Annotated in this window: 20 protein-coding genes; 9 read left to right on the top strand and 11 right to left on the bottom strand. The window is 62.8% G+C overall.

The annotated features are described in order from the left end of the window. Positions 1-29: 29 nt before the first annotated feature. Genes QTL96_RS03700 through QTL96_RS03710 form a run of 3 tightly spaced genes read right to left on the bottom strand, consistent with a single transcriptional unit; the run spans position 30 to position 3,728 of the window. Positions 30-1,058: an ABC transporter ATP-binding protein gene (locus QTL96_RS03700; RefSeq protein WP_289726730.1), complete on the bottom strand. Its 1,029-nt coding sequence runs from the start codon at positions 1,056-1,058 to the stop codon at positions 30-32. Further along, positions 1,046-2,740 (bottom strand): iron ABC transporter permease, encoded by a 1,695-nt coding sequence (locus QTL96_RS03705; RefSeq protein WP_289726731.1) that lies wholly within the window; start codon positions 2,738-2,740, stop codon positions 1,046-1,048. The genes QTL96_RS03700 and QTL96_RS03705 overlap by 13 nt, the downstream gene beginning before the upstream one ends. Before the next feature lie 10 nt (positions 2,741-2,750). After that, on the bottom strand, positions 2,751-3,728 hold the full coding sequence (locus tag QTL96_RS03710; protein ID WP_289726732.1) for an ABC transporter substrate-binding protein: 978 nt from the start codon (positions 3,726-3,728) through the stop codon (positions 2,751-2,753). A gap of 167 nt (positions 3,729-3,895) precedes the next feature. Between QTL96_RS03710 and QTL96_RS03715 the strand changes: the two genes are divergently transcribed. Further along, positions 3,896-4,954, top strand: a complete 1,059-nt coding sequence (locus QTL96_RS03715; RefSeq protein WP_111562004.1) for an aldo/keto reductase — start codon at positions 3,896-3,898, stop codon at positions 4,952-4,954. A gap of 20 nt (positions 4,955-4,974) precedes the next feature. Here the strand turns inward: QTL96_RS03715 and QTL96_RS03720 are convergent, their stop codons facing one another. Then, positions 4,975-6,198 (bottom strand): PLP-dependent aminotransferase family protein, encoded by a 1,224-nt coding sequence (locus QTL96_RS03720; protein WP_289726733.1) that lies wholly within the window; start codon positions 6,196-6,198, stop codon positions 4,975-4,977. 202 nt (positions 6,199-6,400) lie between these two features. On the opposite strand from QTL96_RS03720, the gene QTL96_RS03725 reads away from it, so the two are divergent. Beyond that, complete coding sequence (locus tag QTL96_RS03725; RefSeq protein WP_289726734.1) at positions 6,401-7,501, top strand: branched-chain amino acid aminotransferase; 1,101 nt, start codon at positions 6,401-6,403, stop codon at positions 7,499-7,501. Positions 7,502-7,575: 74 nt separating this feature from the next. On the opposite strand, the gene QTL96_RS03730 is transcribed toward QTL96_RS03725, so the two are convergent. Then, positions 7,576-8,067, bottom strand: a complete 492-nt coding sequence (locus QTL96_RS03730; protein ID WP_209233733.1) for a YidB family protein — start codon at positions 8,065-8,067, stop codon at positions 7,576-7,578. Positions 8,068-8,210: 143 nt separating this feature from the next. Here QTL96_RS03730 and QTL96_RS03735 point away from each other — a divergent pair, with 143 nt between their 5' ends. Next, positions 8,211-8,468, top strand: coding sequence for a GlsB/YeaQ/YmgE family stress response membrane protein (locus QTL96_RS03735; RefSeq protein WP_289726735.1), 258 nt, complete (start codon positions 8,211-8,213; stop codon positions 8,466-8,468). Between the two features lie 81 nt (positions 8,469-8,549). Here the strand turns inward: QTL96_RS03735 and ilvC are convergent, their stop codons facing one another. The 3 genes from ilvC to QTL96_RS03750 all read right to left on the bottom strand — a co-directional run bounded on the left by ilvC (position 8,550) and on the right by QTL96_RS03750 (position 11,306). Further along, positions 8,550-9,569, bottom strand: a complete 1,020-nt coding sequence (ilvC, locus tag QTL96_RS03740) for a ketol-acid reductoisomerase (RefSeq protein ID WP_018900336.1) — start codon at positions 9,567-9,569, stop codon at positions 8,550-8,552. Between the two features lie 60 nt (positions 9,570-9,629). Next, positions 9,630-10,298, bottom strand: a complete 669-nt coding sequence (locus QTL96_RS03745) for a TetR/AcrR family transcriptional regulator C-terminal domain-containing protein (RefSeq protein ID WP_183794365.1) — start codon at positions 10,296-10,298, stop codon at positions 9,630-9,632. 105 nt (positions 10,299-10,403) lie between these two features. Continuing rightward, positions 10,404-11,306, bottom strand: coding sequence for an AraC family transcriptional regulator (locus tag QTL96_RS03750; protein WP_112941765.1), 903 nt, complete (start codon positions 11,304-11,306; stop codon positions 10,404-10,406). A gap of 219 nt (positions 11,307-11,525) precedes the next feature. Here QTL96_RS03750 and QTL96_RS03755 point away from each other — a divergent pair, with 219 nt between their 5' ends. After that, positions 11,526-12,572: an NAD(P)-dependent alcohol dehydrogenase gene (locus QTL96_RS03755; RefSeq protein ID WP_289726736.1), complete on the top strand. Its 1,047-nt coding sequence runs from the start codon at positions 11,526-11,528 to the stop codon at positions 12,570-12,572. Positions 12,573-12,721: 149 nt separating this feature from the next. Here the strand turns inward: QTL96_RS03755 and QTL96_RS03760 are convergent, their stop codons facing one another. Further along, complete coding sequence (locus QTL96_RS03760) at positions 12,722-13,984, bottom strand: NAD(P)/FAD-dependent oxidoreductase (RefSeq protein ID WP_289726737.1); 1,263 nt, start codon at positions 13,982-13,984, stop codon at positions 12,722-12,724. Positions 13,985-14,268: 284 nt separating this feature from the next. Here QTL96_RS03760 and QTL96_RS03765 point away from each other — a divergent pair, with 284 nt between their 5' ends. From QTL96_RS03765 to QTL96_RS03780, 4 genes are all read left to right on the top strand, one after another. Further along, positions 14,269-14,985: an aspartate/glutamate racemase family protein gene (locus QTL96_RS03765; protein ID WP_289726738.1), complete on the top strand. Its 717-nt coding sequence runs from the start codon at positions 14,269-14,271 to the stop codon at positions 14,983-14,985. A gap of 67 nt (positions 14,986-15,052) precedes the next feature. Further along, positions 15,053-15,970 carry a helix-turn-helix domain-containing GNAT family N-acetyltransferase gene (locus QTL96_RS03770; protein WP_289726739.1) on the top strand — a complete coding sequence of 306 codons (918 nt, stop codon included), beginning with the start codon at positions 15,053-15,055 and terminating at the stop codon, positions 15,968-15,970. Between the two features lie 65 nt (positions 15,971-16,035). Continuing rightward, complete coding sequence (locus QTL96_RS03775) at positions 16,036-16,653, top strand: TetR/AcrR family transcriptional regulator (protein WP_289726740.1); 618 nt, start codon at positions 16,036-16,038, stop codon at positions 16,651-16,653. 73 nt (positions 16,654-16,726) lie between these two features. After that, on the top strand, positions 16,727-17,938 hold the full coding sequence (locus QTL96_RS03780; protein ID WP_289726741.1) for an MFS transporter: 1,212 nt from the start codon (positions 16,727-16,729) through the stop codon (positions 17,936-17,938). Positions 17,939-17,991: 53 nt separating this feature from the next. On the opposite strand, the gene QTL96_RS03785 is transcribed toward QTL96_RS03780, so the two are convergent. Beyond that, on the bottom strand, positions 17,992-18,411 hold the full coding sequence (locus QTL96_RS03785) for a helix-turn-helix domain-containing protein (protein ID WP_113198521.1): 420 nt from the start codon (positions 18,409-18,411) through the stop codon (positions 17,992-17,994). 123 nt (positions 18,412-18,534) lie between these two features. On the opposite strand from QTL96_RS03785, the gene QTL96_RS03790 reads away from it, so the two are divergent. Beyond that, a complete protein-coding gene (locus tag QTL96_RS03790) occupies positions 18,535-19,422 on the top strand; it encodes an SDR family oxidoreductase (RefSeq protein ID WP_289726742.1) in 888 nt (295 codons plus the stop codon). 69 nt (positions 19,423-19,491) lie between these two features. Here QTL96_RS03790 and QTL96_RS03795 read toward each other — a convergent pair whose 3' ends face one another. Continuing rightward, entirely contained in the window at positions 19,492-20,244 is a 753-nt protein-coding gene (locus QTL96_RS03795; protein ID WP_289726743.1) for a pyridoxine 5'-phosphate synthase, read from the bottom strand. Positions 20,245-20,428: the final 184 nt, after the last annotated feature.

Raw genomic sequence — 20,428 nt, forward strand, 5'->3', positions numbered from 1 at the left:
ATGCCGCTTCGGAAAGCCTGTTTTGGCAATCATAGCCGCCAGGCGCCACGCACGATGGCCCGGACTTCATCGCCGATAACAAGCCTCGACCGGCTGAACGCCCTGAGGATCTGCCCATCCGCAAGCCTGAGCCGGGCGGCATATCGCTCGCCCTCATAGAGCACGGATTCGACCGTCGCCGCGATCCCCTCACCGCCGAGGATGACATCCTCCTGTCGAACCAGAATATCCGACCGCGAGGCCGAACCACCCTCGCCCGCAAACAGCGGCTCGACCGCCGCCCAATCCAGTTGCCTGACGTCACCATAAGGAGACTTCAGCGAAACGATAGCACCGCGTCCGATCAACCCGCCGACGACGCGCCCTTCCGGCCGCGCATAAATCTCATCCGGCGGCGCCACCTGCAACAGTTGCCCTTCCGACATCACCGCGACATCGGTCGCAAGCGCCATCGCCTCGCTCTGGTCGTGCGTGACGTAGACCATCGTGGCGCCGGAACGCTGGTGGAATTCGCGAAACGTCTCCTCCATCTCCTGCTTCAGGTGCCGGTCGAGATTGGCAAGCGGCTCGTCGAGCAGCACCACGTCGGGCGACGTCACTAGGCAGCGCGCCAAAGCCACGCGCTGCCGCTGCCCGCCGGAGAGATCGGCCGGCCGCCGCTCCGCATAGGCTTCGAGCCGCACAGTCGACAGCGCCTCACCGACCTTCTTGCGATAGGCCTCGCCCGAGATCCCGCGCACCTTCAGGGGATAGCCGACATTGTCGGCGACGCTCATGTGCGGCCAGAGCGCGTAGGACTGGAACACCATCGCCATGTTGCGTTTTTCCGGCGGCAGCGATTGCGAGGCGTCGGCGAGCAGCCGTTCGCCGAGATGCAGCGACCCGTCCGTCGGCGTCTCGAAGCCGGCGATCATGCGCAGCACCGTTGTCTTGCCGCAGCCTGACGGCCCGAGCAGCGCCAGGAAGCCCCCCTCGCGCACGTCGATCGAGAGGTTCGATACGGCGGCCCGGCCGGTGCCGAAATCCTTGGCGACGCGATTGAGGATCAGTTTCGCCACGGCACAACTCCCTTCGGCAGCCGCTTTGCCATCAGTTCCAGAAGCAGCATCATGAAAACGACCATGAGAACGACGAGCACCGACAGCGCCGAAGCGAGATCGGAGCTGCCGCTATCATCGAGATTGTAGATGGCGACGCCGAGCGTCTGCGTGCCCGCCGACCAGAGCAGCGCCGAGATGGTGAGCTCGTTGCAGGCGATCAGGAAGACGAGGATCACCGAGGCGCCGGCGGCCGGTGCGATCAGCGGCACGATGATGTCCTTCAGCCGCCGGAAGAACCCCGCCCCCGACAGCCGCGCCGCCTCTTCCAGCGCCGGATCAAGCTGGTGGAAGGCGCTGACCACAGGCTTGAGGCTGACGGCGAAGAAGCTCGAGAGATAGGCGATCAGGATGATCCAGACCGTGCCGTAGATCGTCACGTTGATCAGCGGGATCGGTGCCGCGAAAACCAGGATGAACGACACCGCGACGACGATCCCAGGCAGCGAATACGGGATCTCGATGACGCTGGCGACGACGCGCCCAAGCAGATCCCTGCGCCGCGTCAGCGCATAGGCGGTGAGCACGGTCACCATAAGGAGACACATCGCGGTGCCCGCTGCCAGAGACAGCGAATTGACGAAGGCCGTCCGCGTCACCGCCTGCTTGAACAGGATCTCGGAGAAGGCATGGAAGGTCATTGTCTTAAAGGTCAGAGGCACGCCATAGGCCGGCACCAGCGCGCCCGCGAGCAGCGCGAAGAACGGTGCGGCGAGCATGAAGAAGATGACGATCCAGAGCAGCGGCGCAAACAGAAGCTTCCAGTATCCGAGCTCGAAAGTGGCCGTCGCGCCGGAAAGACCGAGCACGCGATAATCGCGCCCACGCAGCGCCCGGTCCTGAATGGCGAGCCCGGCCACCGAAATGACCGCGATGATCGCCGAGAGCAGCGCGACATCGCCGAAGGTGCGACTGGTGAAGGCCGAGAACTTGGTGAAGATCAGCGTCGGCAGCGTGTAGATCGAGGCCGGGATGCCGAGAATGGCGGGAATGCCGAAATTGCCGGTGCAGGAAACGAAGGAGATGGCCGCGCCCGCGATAATGCCAGGCAGCGACAGCGGCAGGATGATGTCGCGGAACACCCGGAAGCTCGAGGCGCCGGAAAGACGCGCCGCCTCGACCCCGTCGCGCGGCAGCGACATCAGGCTCGCCCGCAGCGCCAGATAGACCAGCGGCGCATGCTGCACGCCATAAAGCAGCGCAATGCCGCCGATCGAATAGAGCGGCTGCGGCGATCCCAGTGGCGGCGCGATGTGCAGCGCCTTCAGAAGCGGGCTCGACGGCCCCGACATCTGCACCCAGGCAAGTGCCGTCACCTGCGGCGGGATCATCATCGGCAGCACGAAGAGGAAGCTGAGCAACCCCTTGGCCCTGATATCGGTGAGCGTCAGCAGGAAGGCGAAGGCGCAGCCGATCGCAAGCGAGATGACCGTGCCGAGGACAGCCGTGACCAGCGTGTAATAGGTCGCCGACCAGAGCGCGGGATCGGACAGAACCGCAATCGCGCCGCCATTGGCGAGCGCGGCAACACCCGTCATCGCCAGCCGCGCAAGCGGCAGCACGCTGAGAATTAGAACGATCAGAACGATAAAAGGAAACAGCCAGACGGGCTGGCTGTTTCCGGGACGCACATATCCGTACATCGAGATGAGATCAGTTCGAGCCGTAGATGCCCGAGAAGGTCTTCAGGTCGGCATCGGTGTTCTTGAGCGCGGCGGCAGCGTTGATCGGCAGCACCTTGATCGTGTCGCGTGCCGGGAAGCCTTCCGGAAGCTTCATGCCGTTACGAGCAGGGATATAGCCGAGCTTGACGAAGCCTTCCTGGCCCTTTTCGGAGAGCACGTAATCGACGAACTTCTTGGCCGCGTCTGCGTTCTTGGCGCTGGCGAGGATGCCGACCGGCTCGGTCACAGCCGATACACCTTCGCTCGGGAAGACGAACTCGACCGGCGCGCCCTTGGCTTTTTCGCGGATCGGCATGTAGTCGACGATCATGCCATAGGCCTTCTCGCCCGAAGCGACGGCCTTGAGGATGCCACCGTTACCGCCGGCAGCGGTTGCTCCGTTTGCGGCCAGATCCTTGTAGAAGTCCCAGCCCAGGCCATCGACGCCGGCAAGCGTCTGTGCGTGGATGAGTGCGGCACCCGAGGTCAGCGGGCTCGGCATGGTGACGAGGCCCTTGGCTTCCGGCTTTGTCAGGTCCTTCCAGCTCGTCGGCTTCAGCGAAGCGGACGTGTTGTAGATGATGCCTGTCGTGATCAGCTTGGTCGAATAGTAGTAGCCGTCGGCGTCGAACAGCGAAGCGTCATAGTTGGCGGCTTCAGGCGACTTGTAGGCCATCAGCTTGCCGGCTTCCTTGAGGCGCTCGAGCGTCACCGTGTCGGCGATCAGCAGAACGTCGGCAACCGGATTGCCGGCTTCGATCTCGGCCTGCAGCTTGGCCATGATCTTCGGCGTGCCGTCGCGAACCCAGTCGACCTTGATATCGGGGTTGGCGGCCATGAAGCCATCGACGGTTGCCTGCGCATCCTCGTTCGGCTGGCTGGTGTAGAGCACCAGGTTTTCGGCGGATGCGGGAATGGCAAACAGGCTTGCAGCGAGAAGTGCCGCGGCGGAAACGATGGTCTTCATGGATAATGCCCTCAGTGATGGAAGGCCGTTCATTAGACAGCTGGATTAACACGATTGTGACAGTTGGCATTTGCCAATCACGGGCCGCCCGCCCCTTGACCCCATCACCTCACCCCTATCTTCTAGCCCGCGTTTTGATTTTCGATTTCGGGACAGGAGGAAGTCTTATGGAATATCGTCAATTGGGCCGTTCGGGCCTCAGGGTTTCGACGCTCACCATGGGCACCATGACCTTCGGCGGTAAGGGCTGGGCGAAGACCGTGGGCGACCTCGGCGTTTCGGAAGCCCGCCGCCTGGTCGACATGTGCATCGACGCCGGCGTCAATCTTATCGACACGGCCGACGTCTATTCGGCCGGCGCCTCCGAAGAAATCATCGGCGAGATCCTCGGCGGCGTCAGGAAGAACGGCACGCTGATCGCCACCAAGGCCCGCTTCCCGATGGGCGAAGGCCCGAACGACGCCGGCAATTCGCGTTACCACCTGATCAGCGCCTGCGAAGCCAGCCTCAAGCGCATGAAGACCGATGTCATCGACCTCTACCAGGTGCACGAATGGGACGGCCAAACGCCGCTCGAAGAAACGCTGGAGGCGCTCGATACGCTGGTGAAGCAGGGCAAGGTCCGCTACGTCGGATGCTCCAACTTCTCCGGCTGGCATATCATGAAGGCGCTTGGGATCAGCGAGCGCGAGCACCGCGAGCGCTTCGTCAGCCAGCAGATCCACTACACGCTGGAAGCCCGCGACGCCGAGTTCGAGCTGCTGCCGATCAGCCTCGATCAGGGGTTGGGCGTGCTGGTCTGGAGCCCGCTCGCCGGCGGCCTTCTGTCGGGCAAGCACCGCCGCAATCAGGCGGCGCCCGAAGGCACCCGCCAGTTCGCCGGCTGGACCGAGCCGCCGATCCGCGACGAGGACCGGTTGTGGAATATCGTGGAGACGCTGGTATCGGTCGCCGAAAGCCGCAACGTCTCGGCAGCCCAGGTGGCGCTCGCCTGGCTGCTTGGTCGCCAAGCGGTGACGTCGGTCATCATCGGCGGACGCACGGAAGCGCAGTTCAAGGACAATCTGGCGGCAGCCGACCTGAAGCTGTCGGCGGAAGAGCGCAAGCGGCTGGACGATGTCAGCCTGCCGCAGTTGCTCTATCCCTACTGGCACCAGCGCAACACCGCCAGCGACAGGCTTGGCGAGGCCGATCTATCCCTGCTCGGCCCACACCTCAATCAATAAAACCGAAACTATCGGCGGCTCTACTCGCCGCCGATCTCGCCCGCGATCAGCTTTCCGAGCCGCGCGATGCCTTCCTCGATCTTCTCTTCGTTGCTCGACGAGAAGCTCATGCGCAAGGTATTCTCACCCGAACCATCGGCAAAGAAGGCGCGGCCCGGCACGAAAGCCACCTTGACAGTCTCGATCGATTTCGCGAGCAGCTTCGCCCCATCCATACCCTTCGGCAGCGTCACCCAGACGAACATCCCGCCCTCCGGCTTCGTCCAGCTCACGCCCTCCGGCATATGCTTTTCGAGTGCCGACTGCATCGCGTCGCGACGCTTGCTGTAGGCGGCCTTGATCTTGGCGACCTGGGCGTCGAAGCCCTTGCGCGCGACCTCGGCGATGGCGATCTGGTTGATCGTCGAGGAATGAAGATCGGCCGCCTGCTTCATCAGCACCAGCTTGCGGATGACAGGCGCGTTGGCGACGATAAAGCCGACGCGCAGGCCAGGCGCCAGCGTCTTTGAGAACGAGCCGCAATAGATCGTCCTTGTCTTGTCGATATCGCCCTTCTCGGCGATCTCCAGCGACAGGATCGGCGCGATCGCCTCGCCGTCATAGCGCAGCGACTGGTAGGCCGCGTCCTCGATGATGGCGATGTCCATCTCGTCGGCGAGCTTGATCAGCTTCTGGCGGCCCGCGAGGTCGACGGTCTCGCCGGTCGGGTTCGAGAAATCGGCGGAGAGATAGGCGAACTTCACCTTGCCGCCGGCCTCCTTGGCCTGCGCCTGATAGGAGGCAGGCGTGCGGTTGCCGTTGGGCGTCAGCTGGTCATAGGCCGGCTCATAGGCGTTGAATGCCTGCAGCGCGCCGAGATAGGTCGGCCATGTCACCAGCGCCGTGTCGTTGGGCGACAGGAACAGCTTGCCGAGATAATCGAGCCCCTGCTGCGAGCCGGAAACGATGAAGACGTTGTCGAGGCCGCAGGCAATGCCGAGCTTGCCCATCTCGGCGACCAGCCATTCGCGCAGCGGCTTGTAGCCTTCGCTCACCGAATACTGCAGCGCCGAGTTGACCGCCGTGCTGTCGAAGATATCAGAATAGGCCTGCTTGAACTCCTTGTCCGGAAACAGCGCCGGATCGGGAATTCCGCCCGCAAACGAAATGATGTCGGGCTGGTCGAGAAGCTTCAGGAGCTCGCGGATCTCCGAAGCGCGCATGCGCGACGAGCGGGTTGCAAAGATGTTATCCCAATTCAGCATGGGGGTTTCCTCGTAATTTTTTGTCTTTACTGGACAAGATCACGCAATAAATGATAAGTCAACATTACTGACCTATTTGTTTGCTACCATGACAATTTTCCGCAATTTTAATCCGAAAACAGGCCAAATCGGCCTTTGCAAAGCACACGCTGCGGCAGTAGTGTCGCCGCCGAAATCCCACAGGCTATGAAGGTGCCAGGAAATGACCGCGTCGTCGAATACTCCCGAAATCAAGATCGAATTCCATACCTCGCCGGTCTCCGACGCGGACCGCATCAAGGCCCTGGAAACGCCTGGCTTCGGCAAGGTCTTCACCGATCACATGGTGCTGGCGAAATGGACATCGGACAAGGGCTGGCACGATGCCAAGGTCACCCCGCGCCGCCCGCTGGAACTCGATCCGGCAAGCGCCGTCCTGCACTATGCCCAGGAAATCTTCGAGGGCATGAAGGCCTACAAGACCGATGATGGCCGCATCCTCCTCTTCCGCCCGGAACAGAACGCCAGCCGCTTCAACCAGTCGGCCGAGCGCATGGCCATGCCGCCGGTTCCCGAAGACCTGTTCCTCAAGGCGGTCGAAGAGCTCGTCCGCATCGACAAGAACTGGATTCCGTCGGGTGACGGCAGCCTTTATCTGCGTCCCTTCATGTTCGCCAACGAGGCCTTCCTCGGCGTTCGCCCGGCGCAGGAATATATCTTCTGCGTCATCGCCTCGCCTGTCGGTGCCTACTTCAAGGGCGGCGCCAAGGCTGTATCGCTGTGGGTCGAGACCGAATACACGCGTGCTGCCGCCGGCGGCACGGGTGCAGCGAAATGCGGCGGCAACTATGCTGCCAGCCTCGTCGCGCAGGCTGAGGCCGCCAAGAAGGAATGCGATCAGGTCGTGTTCCTCGATGCGGCCGAGCATCGCTGGGTCGAAGAACTCGGCGGCATGAACGTCTTCTTCGTCATGAACGACGGCACCGTCGTCACCCCGCCGCTCGGCGGCACGATCCTCCCAGGCATCACCCGCGCCTCGGTCATCGTTCTCGCCGAGGAAAAGGGCCTCAAGGTCGAGCAGCGCCCCTACTCCTTCGCGGAGTGGCAGGCTGATGCGGCCAGCGGCAAGCTCGTCGAAGCCTTTGCCTGCGGCACCGCCGCCGTGCTCGCCGGCATCGGCCTCGTTCGCCACGCCGGCGGCGAGTTCAAGGTCGGCAACGGTGAGACCGGCAAGCTGACGACGGAACTGCGCAACGAACTGGTCGGCCTGCAGAAGGGCGTCACCAACGACCAGCGCGGCTGGACTCGCCGCATCATGGCGTAAGCCACCGGATAGATCCGATCACGACGAAAGGCCGGCAAGGTTTGCACCTTTGCCGGCCTTTTCATGTCTGATGATCAGGAGCGCAGAAGTGCCGCGATCTGCGCCTGGCTTGGGATCTGCCCTTGCGGCGTCAGCTTGTCGACGACACCAGGGAGAACCTTGGAAAGCTGGGTCAGCAGCTCCTGCTCGCTGATCCCCGCCTGGCGCGCCAGATCGCTGATCGTCTGCGAGCCGAGCGCGCTTTCCAGGTTACCGGGAGCGATCGGCTGGTTCTGGCCGGGCTTCACCCAGGAATCGGCAACCGACCCCTGCCCGGCCTCAGCCAGCTTGCCGAGCAATCCGCCCAACCCGCCGAGCCCACCCAGGCTGCCCGCGAGCCCGCCAAGATTGCCAAGCAGTCCGCCATCGTCGGCACCGGTATTGGCCTGCTGGTTCGGCTGCTGTGGCTGTTCCGGCTCGCTCTTGCCACCGGCGCCAAGCAGCTTGCCGACGAGAAGCGCGCCGAGCGCGATCATGATCGGCTTCGAGATGTTCCCACCGGGAACGGCGTCATCAAACAATCCCATGTCATTCTCCTTCGGTGTTGTTTTGAAACGAAGAGCAAAAACACAACATGAGGCCCGTCCGAGCCTTGAATTCCGCCATGACAACTTTAGCTGATGCTGAAAGATGGTCGGATTGTCCGCCCATTCAAGGAGGGGAAAACAAGATGTCTGTCATCGGGTGGATTATTCTCGGGCTGATCGCCGGCTTCATCGGCAGCAAGATCGTCAACAAGACCGGTTCCGGCATGCTGATGGACATCGTGCTGGGGATCGTCGGCGCCATCGTCGGCGGCGTCATCTTCACCTTCTTCGGCGCCTCCGGCGTCACCGGCTTCAACATCTACAGCCTCGTCGTCGCCGTCATCGGCGCGGTCGTCGTGCTGTGGCTGTATCATGCCGTGAATGGCCGGCGTTCGATCTAGCCTCCTCACATCGCGCCAAACGCAAAAGGCCGGTGCTTTCGCACCGGCCTCCGCATTTTCCGATCCAGAGGATCTGGAAGCTTAGTTGACAGCCTTGTCGACCAGCTTGTTCTTGCCGATCCAAGGCATCATGCCGCGCAGCTTCGCGCCGACTTCTTCGATCGGATGCTCGTCGTTGACGCGGCGGATACCCTTGAAGCGGGCAGCGCCGGCACGGTATTCCTGCATCCAGTCCGAGGTGAACTTGCCGGTCTGAATGTCCTTGAGGACACGCTTCATCTCGGCCTTGGTTTCTTCGGTGATGATGCGCGGGCCGGTGACGTATTCGCCCCACTCAGCGGTGTTCGAGATCGAGTAGTTCATGTTGGCGATGCCGCCTTCATAGATCAGGTCGACGATGAGCTTCACTTCGTGCAGGCACTCGAAGTAGGCCATTTCAGGCGCGTAACCAGCTTCCGTCAGCGTTTCGAAGCCGGCGCGGATCAGCTCGACGAGACCGCCGCACAGAACGACCTGTTCGCCGAAGAGGTCGGTTTCGCACTCTTCGCGGAAGTTGGTTTCGATGATGCCCGAACGGCCGCCGCCGACGCCGCAAGCGTAGGACAGAGCGAGTTCAAGAGCGTTGCCCGAAGCGTTCTGATGAACGGCAACGAGGCAGGGAACGCCACCGCCCTTCTGGTATTCGCCGCGAACCGTGTGGCCCGGGCCCTTCGGTGCGATCATGACGACGTCGAGCGAAGCCTTCGGCTCGATCAGGCCGAAGTGAACGTTGAGGCCGTGTGCGAATGCGATGGCAGCGCCGTCGCGGATGTTGCCGGCGATGTCGGCCTTGTAGATGTCGGCCTGCAGTTCGTCAGGCGTCGCCATCATGATCAGGTCGCCCCACTTGGCGGCGTCGGCAACGGTCATGACCTTGAAGCCGTCGGCTTCTGCCTTCTTGATGGTCGGCGAGCCGGCCTTCAGCGCGATGGCGACGTTGGCAGCACCGCTGTCCTTCAGGTTCAGCGCGTGGGCGCGACCCTGGGAGCCGTAGCCGACGATGACGACGTTCTTGGACTTGATGAGGTTGAGGTCTGCATCACGATCGTAATAGACGCGCATTTGAATTGTCCTTCCCTTTGCTTGTCTTGTAGACTGTCAGTATTCGGTAAAACTTGGTCGTCAGACGACGGCCGGCATGTCGGCCAGCGCCTTCTCCGTCCCGTAGAGCCGGAGGAAGGCGGTGACCGCCTTTTCCGCCTGGCGCGCGGTATCCGTAACGCCCGTGGTATCCCCGAGCAGCATGCGCACATGCAGGTCGGAAACGATCAGGCCGTAGAGTGTGTGATAGGCTTCGTCGGCATCGTTGAAGCGCAGCAGCCCCGCCCGCTTGCCTGAATCGATGAGCCCCATGGCGCGGCGGTCGATCTGCCGGCGGCCGCGCTCGAGCAAGAGCTTGCCGAGCTTGGAGCCGTCGCGCGGCGACTGGCCGATCGCCAGCCGGTTCAGCGCCAGCGACACGTCACCCGCCAGAACCTCCAGCAGATCGCGCGAGAAAATAACGAGATGGTCGTGCAGGCTGGCCGATGTCAGGCGCTCGCCGTTGCGCTCGAAGGTGCGCACCTTGCTCGCCTGGTAAGCGATCATCGCCGACAGCAGGCCGTCGCGGTCACCGAACCACTTGTAGAGGCTTTCCTTGGAGCAGTTGGCCGCGCGAGCGACGCCCGATGTCGTCAGCGCCTTTTCGCCGCCATCGACGAGCAACCGCAGCGCCTGCTCCAGAACGGCGTTCTGGCGCGGCGAAAATTCGCTGGGCTCCAAGTTTTCGACAGACACGACATTCGCTCCCAATAAGTACCGTACGGTACGGTTCTTGAGCGCTTATCGCCCAGAAGCACCCACTCGTCAAGAGCCAGCAAAAGGCAGAAGCATAAATTTTCGGCGTGTCGCGCTTGTTTATTCGGCAGCGTTCAGCACGGCATCCACATCACGCGCCGGCGACAGCCCGTATAGACGGCTATATTCGCGGCTGAACTGTGACGGGCTCTGGTATCCGACGCGGTGGCCGGCGGTACCGGCGTCCAGCCGCTCGATCAACATAAGCCGCCGCGCTTCGTGGAGACGGATCTGCTTCTGATACTGCACCGGCGTCATCGCCGTGATCGACTTGAAATGATGATGGAACGACGAGACGCTCATATTGACGTGCTCGGCCAGTTCCTCGATACGCAGCGTCCGCGCGAAATTCTCGCGCAGCCAGGCGATCGCCCGGGCGATCCGGTTACCCTGCCTGTCGGCGATCGCGATATCGATCAACTGGTCGCCTGCCGGACCGGTGAGGATGCGATAGAGGATTTCCTGCTCGATCAGCGGCGCCATCGCCGCGATATCCGCCGGACTATCAAGCAAGCGCAGAAGCCTGACCGCCGCATCGAGCAGCTCCGGCGTCGCCACGTTGACGACGATGCCGCGCTGACCCGGTGGCGGTGCCGCGCTGCGCTGTATGGTCGAGCGGCTGAGCAGATGGAGCAGCTTTTCGCTGTTGATCGCAAGCGTGATGCAAAGATGCGGAACCTCGGCACTAGCCTCCACGACCCGCCATGCGACCGGCAGGTCGACCGACGTCAGCAGATAGTCACCCGCCCCGTAATTGATGGTATCGGTGCCGAGTTGCAGGCTTTTCGCCCCCTGTATGACCATGGCGAAACAGGGTCGGTAGCTGCCATGGCAAGGCGCGCTGGGCGTCGTGCGGCGGCTGATCCCCAGCCCCTCGATCCCCGTCTGCACTTCTCCGTCGCCAAGCGCGAAGCGTCCCGCGATCGAAGCGATCTCCTGGTAGCGGTTAAACAGCAAGGTCATCAGTCGCACTTTCCGGTGAAAACGGCTTGCCTGCCGTTTGGACTGCTTATCTAGGATGGATTTGCATGACCGCAAATACCGCCCTCACTCACTTTTACAGGTCTCCAGCACTTTTGCAGGATCGTGCAAGAACACGAGAGGATCGCTCTAACGCTGCGTGCCCTTGCTGGCGCATAAGGGCACCATCCCTTTCCACCCCGCCAAAGAAGGATACTTCCCATGCCAATCGCAAGAGGCTACGCCGCTACCGATGCATCCAAGCCGCTGACGCCGTTCACCTTCGAACGTCGGGACCCGAACGCGGATGACGTCGTCATCGACATCAAGTACGCCGGCATCTGCCACTCCGACATTCATACCGTTCGCAACGAATGGAAGAATGCCGTCTACCCGATCGTACCGGGCCACGAGATTGCCGGCGTCGTTTCGGCCGTCGGCGCCAACGTCACCAAGTTCAAGGTCGGCGATCACGTCGGCGTCGGCTGCTTCGTCGACAGCTGCGTCGGCTGCGCAACCCGCGACCTCGACAACGAGCAGTACATGCCGGGCCTCGTCGGCACCTACAACAGCGTCGATCGCGACGGCAAGACGGCAACGCAGGGCGGTTACTCCGACTCGATCGTCGTCAGGGAAGACTACGTCCTGTCGATCCCCGGCAACCTGCCGCTCGACGCCTCCGCGCCGCTTCTGTGCGCCGGTATCACCCTCTACTCGCCGCTGAAGCACTGGAATGCCGGCCCCGGCAAGAAGGTCGCCATCGTCGGCATGGGTGGCCTCGGCCACATGGGCGTCAAGATCGGCTCCGCGATGGGTGCCGATATTACCGTCCTCTCGCAGTCGCTGTCGAAGAAGGAAGACGGCCTGAAGCTCGGCGCCAAAGAATACTACGCAACGTCTGATGCCTCGACCTTCGAAAAGCTCGCAGGCACCTTCGACCTGATCCTGTGCACCGTTTCCGCCGAGATCGACTGGAATGCCTACCTGAACCTGCTGAAGGTCAACGGCACGATGGTCCTGCTCGGCGTTCCGGAAAATGCCGTACCGGTCCACGCCTTCTCGATCATTCCTGCCCGCCGCACGCTGGCCGGCTCGATGATCGGCTCGATCAAGGAAACCCAGGAAATGCTGGATTTCTGCGGCGAGCACAACATCGTCTCGGAAATCGAGAAGATCAATATCCAGGACGTCAACGAGGCCTACGAGCGCGTTCTGAAGAGCGACGTTCGCTACCGCTTCGTCATCGACATCGCGTCGCTGGCAGCCTGATCCAACGGATAGCGGGTTCGCCCGCTCCACCAATCGAAAACCGAAGCCCCCGTCATCCGGCGGGGGCTTTTTCGTGGCCGTTGCCAAAAGGAAAAGCCCCCGGTTCGCACCGGAGGCTTTGGAATGGTCGTCGCGATTGCCGACGAGACTTACTTCTCGTCGGCGATGGTCTCGCGCTGCGTGATCAGGCGGGCGCTGTGCTGGCCGCTGAGGAAGATCCACAGCCAGCTCCAGGCGACCGAAAAGCGCGAACGCGTGCCGATCAGGAAGTAGATATGGGCGATGCCCCAGATCCACCATGCAAGACCGCCCTTGAGCTTGATCTTGCCGAAATCGGCGATTGCCGCACTCCGGCCGATCGTCGCCAGGCTTCCCTGGTGCCTGTATTTGAAGGCCGGCGGCGTCTTGCCCTTCATCCGTGCGTGGATGACCTTGGCAACGAAGGCGCCCTGCTGCTTGGCGGCGGGTGCGACACCCGGCACCGGCGCGCCGCTCTCCTGCGTCACCGAAGCGGTGTCGCCGATGACGAAGACATCAGGCAGGCCCGGCGCCGTCAGATCCTTCTCGACGATCGCGCGGCCGGCGCGGTCGGCCGGGATGCCCAGCCACTTCGCGGCAGGCGATGCCTGAACGCCGGCGGCCCAGCTGATCGTCCGGCTCGGGATGAACTCCTCGCCGATCTGCACACCCTCGGCCGTGCATTCGGTAACCGGCTTTCCAAGCCGAACCTCGACGCCAAGATCGTTGAGCGCCTTCAAGGCATATTCGGACAGTTCCGGGACGAAGGTCGGCAGGACGCGCGGTCCGGCCTCCACGAGAATGACCTTGGCCTTGCGCGTATCGATATTGCGGAATTCCTTCGGCAGCGTCTTGTGCGCCAGTTCGGCGATGATGCCGGCAAGCTCCACGCCAGTCGGGCCGGCACCGATGATGATGAAGGTCAGAAGCGCGTCGCGCTCGGCCTGATCAAGTGCCGTCTCCGCCTTTTCGAAGGCCAGGAGCACACGGCGGCGGATCGTCGTCGCATCCTCGAGCGTCTTCAGACCCTGCGCCACCGGCGCCCAGTCATCGCGACCGAAATATGCATGGGTCGCACCCGTGGCGAGCACCAGCGTATCGTATTTCAGGACGTTGCCATCGCGCAGCGTAACCGACTTCGTGCCGGTATCGACGCCCGAGACATCGCCGAGCAGCGTCGTCACTTCCGGGCGGTCGCTATAGAGATGGCGGATCGGCCAGGCGATCTCGGAGGTCGACAAAATCGTTGTGGCGACTTGGTATAGCAGGGGCTGGAAGAGATGGTGATTGCGCCGATCGACAAGCGTAATGCGGACACCAGCGCCTTTAAGGTCGTTTACGAGTTGCAGCCCTCCGAAGCCTCCTCCAACAACGACGACGTGATGATCGGCCATAATCTACCCTTTTGGTAATTTGCATAAGAATTGACCAATGTCATCTTCCCTAGCCCCGTTTCAACCACCGTTTCAGCATAGCTAACCTGCGTTGACGGGACTGCGACCAATCAGCGCGCGGGCCGGAGCGACGACATGCACGATCCCAAATGCGGCATTTCCCCATACAAAAGAACAGGATCGGCTGGCAATTCCGCCCGTTATTTGCATGATGCGCCCTAAAGCGGGAGACCGCCAGAAGAACGCGCGCCGCAAAGACGCGGCAGCAGCAGGAGGAGCATCGAATGCGGACAATCGGCCTGATCGGCGGCATGAGCTTTGAAAGCTCCGCCGTCTACTATCGCCTGATCAACGAGATGGTTCGCGACCGCCTGGGCGGCTTCGCCTCCGCCGAGCTGCTGATGCATTCCGTGAATTTCGAAGAGATCGTCGCGATGCAGAAGGCCGGAGATTGGGACGCCGCCGGCAAGCGCCTCGGCGACGTTGCCTCACGCCTGCAATCGGCCGGCGCCGACTGCGTCCTGATCTGCACCAACACCATGCACCTCGTCGCCGGCCCGGTCGCGGACCGCATCACCATCCCGCTGATCCACATCATCGATGAGACCGCGGCAGCGCTGAAGGCCGCCGGATGCCGCCGCCCGCTGCTGCTCGCCACGCGCTACACGATGGAGCACGGCTTCTACACCGATCGCGTGAAAAGCCTCGGGCTCGACATCATGGTGCCGGATCAGGACGACCGCACGACCGTTCACGACATCATCTTCAACGAACTCTGCGCCGGTCAGATCCTCGATAGCTCACGCGAAAAGCTCTTCGAGATCATCGAGCGCGAACGCGCCAAGGGCGCCGACAGCATCATCCTCGGCTGCACCGAGATCTGCCTGATCCTCGATCCGGACAATCTGCCCCTGCCCGGCTTCGATACCACCAAGATCCACGCCAACGCCGCCGTCGACTTCGCCCTTGGCGATCAAGCCACGCGGAAGTCGGTCGCTTAGCCGCAACAATTTAGTTGACTCAGTCAATCAATTAGAGGACACGGTCTCCCAACAGGAGACCTGATCCATGTCCGATTCCACCCTCATCGACGCAGCCCGCGACTTCAACCGCTTCTACACCAATTTCCTGGGGGTCCTGAACAAGGCCTATCTCGACACCCCGTTCACGCTGACCGACGCGCGCGTCCTATTCGAAGTGGGCTCGCAGGAGCGCGTCAGCGCCGTGGCGTTGGTCCGCGACCTGCACCTCGATCCGGCCTATCTCAGCCGTATCCTGAAGCGCTTCAAGGCCCAAGGCTTGATGGAGACGACGCCTGATCCCGACGATCGGCGCAGCCAGCTCATCTCTGTCACCGATCAGGGACGTATGCAGTTTCAGGAACTCGTCGACCGCTCCAACGCCCAGATCGCCGGACGCTTCGAGAAGCTGGCAGCAGGCGAACCGCAGAACGTCGTCGCAGCCATGAAGACGATCCGCTCCTTGCTCGACCCCGAAGCCACGCTGCCGCCTCTGGTCATCCGCCCTCACCGGGCCGGCGACATCGGCTGGATCGTCGAGAGCCAGGCGAAGTTCTACAGCGAGGAATATGGCTGGGACATGCGCTTCGAGGGGCTCGTTGCCGAGGTCGCCGGACGCTTCCTCACCAATTTCGATCCGGCCATGGAATACGCCTGGATCGCCGAGCGCGGCGGCGTCAACATCGGCTCCGTGCTGATGACCAACGGCGGCGACGGGATCGCCAAGCTGCGGCTCCTCTACATCGACAAATCGGCGCGCGGGCTTGGCCTTGGAAAGACGTTGGTCGACGAATGCATCCGCTTCGCCAGAGCCAAGGGCTACAGGCAGATCTCGCTTTGGACCAACGATGTCCTGAGCGCCGCCCGCAGCATCTACGTCAAGGCCGGCTTCCAGCTCGTATCCGAGGAGAAACACCGCATGTTCGGCCCCGAACTCAACGGGCAGACCTGGGTTCTCGATCTCTAGCTAAATTGCGAAACCGCAAGTTTTCGGCTTGATTTGGAAACGATCATTTCCTAATAAGTCGATCCATGACGACACACGCACTCATCGACACCGGCCGAGCGCGCGGACGCCCGCGTGAATTCGATATGGACGCAGCGCTTAGCAAGGCGCTCGACGTCTTCTCAGAACGCGGCTATCACGCCGCCTCGATCAGCGACCTGACCGAGGCGATGCAGCTAACCTCAGGCAGCGTCTACAAGGCGTTCAAGGACAAGCGCGGCATATTCCTCGCCGCCTTCGACCGATACCGGCGCATTCGCCTCGCTCTGCTCGACGCACGCCTGAAAGACGCTGTCACGGGCCGCGACAAGGTCCGCGCGCTCCTGAGCTCTTACGCATCGTCTTCGCATGGTGCGTCCGGCACGCGGGGATGCCTCGTGGTCGGCAGCGCCAATGAGCTCGCGATCTTCGACCACGAAGCCGCGCAGCGAGTTTCGGATGCCTTCGATGCCAATGAAGCGCACCTAGTCGAGCTCATCCGCCTCGGCCAGAGCGATGGCTCCATTTCAGCCACGCTTGATGTCGAAGCCACCGCGCGCACTCTGCTTTGCCTGACCGCCGGCATGCGCATCGTCGGCAAGACCGGCCGCACCGCGCCCGATATGGACGCCGTCGCCCGCGAGGCGATGAAGCTTCTGACCTGATTGTTTTCCAAAGAGCGCGCAAAACCCCGCTCGCAACCACCTGTACTATCCGTTTGCCCCACCGGAGCCCAGCATGAGCCTTTCGTCCACCGCACCTGAGACCGTTGCCGCGCCAACGATCTCGCCTTTGATGACATTCCTTTTCGCCGCCGCCTGCGGGCTCGTGGCCGCCAATCTCTATTACGGCCAGCCGCTCGCCGGCCCGATCAGCGCCGCGCTCGGCTTCAGCCCGGCCGCCACCGGCCTGATCGTCACGCTGACGCAGATCGGCTACGGCCTCGGCCTGCTTTTGATCGTGCCGCTGGGCGACCTAATGGAAAACCGCAAGCTGGTGCTGATCCTGGTTGCCGCCTCGGCCGTGTCGCTGATCGGCGCCGCGCTGTCGACGACACCCACCATGTTCCTCACCGCCTCGCTCTGTATCGGCATGGGTTCGGTCGCCGTTCAGGTGCTCGTGCCCTTCGCAGCCAACATGGCGCCCGATGCCTCGCGTGGCCGCGTCGTCGGCAATGTCATGAGCGGCCTGCTCTGCGGCATCATGCTTGCCCGCCCGGTCGCAAGCTTCCTCGCCGAAGCCACCTCCTGGCACGACGTCTACTACGTCTCGGCCGTCGTCATGATCCTGCTCGCCGCCATCCTGCGCGTCCAGCTGCCGGTCCGCACCCCGCACACCCGGCTGAGCTACGGCGCCCTGCTCGCCTCCATGGCGCACCTCGCCCTGCATTCCCGCGTTCTGCAGCGCCGCGCGCTCTATCAGGCCGGCATGTTCGGCGCCTTCAGCCTGTTCTGGACGACGACGCCGCTTTTGCTCGCAAGCCCCGCCTTCGGCCTGACGCAGAACGGCATTGCCCTCTTCGCGCTCGCCGGTGCCGCCGGCGCCATCGCCTCGCCCATCGCCGGCCGCCTTGCCGACCGCGGCCTCACCAAGATCGCCTCGACCATCGCCATGCTCTGCGGCATCGCCGCCTTCCTGATCAGCCACTTCGCGACCGATGGTTCCGCACTCGCACTGACGTTGCTGACAGCAGCCGCGATCATTCTGGATTTCGGGGTAACGACCAATCTGGTGGTCGGCCAGAGGGCGATCTACGCGATCAGCCCGGAGCACCGCAGCCGCCTCAACGGCCTGTTCATGGCAACCTTCTTCGCCGGCGGTGCGCTCGGCTCTGCCATCGGCGGCTGGGCATTCGCCACCGGCGGCTGGACGCTGGCCGCCTGGATCGGCCTCTGCTTCCCCAGCCTCGCCTTCCTGCTCTTCCTCACCGAAGGGCTGCGGAAGCGCTGATCACGATCGGGAACGGCGTAACGCTTCAATGAGCGCCGCGAGGAACGCAAGCGTCACGCACCCGATGCGTCGAACTTGACCCGGGCGGAGCGAACGGCCTCATGGTTGTTCTCCGCCCAATTCAAAAGCAGTGCCAGCGTCTGGTAGAGCGAGTTGCCGAGATCCGTCATCCGGTATTCGACGCTCGGCGGCTTGGTCGGAAACACCTCGCGCTCGATATAGCCGTCGCGCTGCAGGTCACGCAGCGTTTGCGTCAGCATGCGCTGCGAAATATCGGGGATCATCCGGCGAAGCTCGCCGAAGCGATAAGGCTGCTGCGACAGCGCCTCCAGCATCAGCGTTGCCCACTTGCCGCCGATCTGCTGCATCATGTCCCGCACCGGGCAATTGTTGAAATCGAGCTTGGAGAGATCGACCTCGTTCCGCACGCGCGGCTCGGCCTTGCTCTTCAGGTTGACGACGGTGCCGGCCATTCTGCTGGTTCCCTTTTGGTAACTTACGGCGCAAAAACTGCCTCCTTTACAGCTGTCGGTCAATCCCTATTTTAGCCCTAGTCTCTTTTCGAGACCAGCAATCGAACCTAGAGGTTTACAGACATGAGCGAAACGATCCTCATCACCGGTGCCGCCGGACAGCTCGGCCAGCGCGTCATCCATCACCTGCTCGAGACCTACAAGGTTCCCGCGGCCAACCTGATCGCCGCCAGCCGCGACACCTCCAAGCTGGCAGACCTCGCCGCCAAGGGCGTCCAGACCCGCAAGGCCGATTTCGATGACGCCGCCTCGCTGGAAGCAGCCTTCAAGGGCGCCGACCGCGTGCTCATCATCAGCACCGACGCGCTCGCCGTTCCCGGCCAGCGCCTGAAGCAGCACACGACGGCCGTCGCCGCCGCCGTCAAGGCCGGTGTCAAGCACATCGCCTACACCTCGATGCCTTCCCCAGACAAATCGCTTGTCACCTTCGCGCCGGATCACCTCGGCACTGAAAACGCCGTCAAGGCAAGCGGCCTGCCCTACACGATCATCCGCAACGCCTGGTATCTCGACAACTACATGCATTCCATGCCGCACAATCTTCAGGGCGGCAGCTGGTACACGGCATCGGGCGACGGCAAGGTCCCGAACATCTCGCGTGACGATTGCGCCCTTGCGGCCGCCGCGGCCCTCGCATCGGGCACCAAGGACAGCGCCACCTACACGCTGACCGGCGCTCAGTCGCTTTCCGCTGACGAGATCGCCGCCGCCATCTCGCAAGCCGCCGGCAAGCCGCTCGCCGCCGTGAAGGTGACCGACGACCAGCTGCGCCAGGGCCTGCTCGGCGCTGGTCTTCCTGATTTTGTCGCTGACATGCTGGTTTCGGCCGACGCAAATGTCCGCGCCGGCAATTTCGATCACGTGACCGAGGACTTCACCAAACTGACCGGCAAGCAGCCGCAGTCGCTGAAGGATTACTTCGTGGCCAACAAGGCAGCGCTCGTCGCCTGACAGCGCTCTCCCTGAAGCCACAACCCGCTCCGCACCACCGGGGCGGGTTTTTGTTTGGCCAAACTGAACTTAGATCTTCTGGCCGCAGGCCCGGCAGAAGCGGCGCACGGTCTCGGCCATGCCGAACTCCAGCGCATCCGCCGTCAGCCCGTGGCCGATCGAGACTTCCGCGAGCTTCGGGATGCGCTTCACCAGCGGCGGCAGATTGGCGACGGTGAGGTCATGACCGGCATTGACGCCGAGCCCGATCGCCAGCGCCGCATCCGCCGTCTTGCCGAGCGCCTCGAGAATCGGCCCCACCCGCTCCGGCGCATCGTAACAGCCGCCATAGGGGCCGGTGTAGAGCTCGATCCGATCGGCGCCGACAGCCTTCGCGATCGCCACCGCTTCCTCGTCCCCGTCCCCATCGGCAAACAGCGATACGCGGGTGCCCATCTTCTTCAGCCGCGCGATCACAACCGTCAGCAATGCGCGATCCTTGCGGAAGTCCCAGCCGTGATCGGACGTCGCCTGCGAGGGATGATCCGGCACCAGCGTGACCTGCTCGGGCGCGGCCTTCACGCAGAGGTCGAGAAACTCGTCCGTCGGATAGCCCTCGATGTTGAATTCCGCCTCCGGAAACTCGTCGTCGATCAGGTTGCGGATGACAGGCAGATCGGAAAAGCGGATGTGGCGCTCGTCTGGGCGCGGATGCACCGTCAGCCCGCTCGCGCCCGATTTGAGCGCAATGCGCCCCAGCGCCTCGACGCTTGGCCAGGGCAAGTCGCGACGATTGCGCAGCATGGCGACGGCGTTGAGATTGACGGAAAGCGTGGTGGGCATGGCGAGTTTCCATTCAATGAAAGAAGCTGCCCCGCTTTTAAGCCAAGGACGCCGTCGCGGCCAACGAGATTCGTGCATGATTGCATGTGAATTTCTGATTGGTGGTCCGCCGTCGCCACATCGCGGCAGGCAAAGTAACGCCAACGGCAAGACGTATCAGAAAAACGATTAAGCATCTGGGACA

Source organism: Rhizobium sp. S163 (assembly GCF_030380805.1).
GTDB lineage: Bacteria > Pseudomonadota > Alphaproteobacteria > Rhizobiales > Rhizobiaceae > Rhizobium.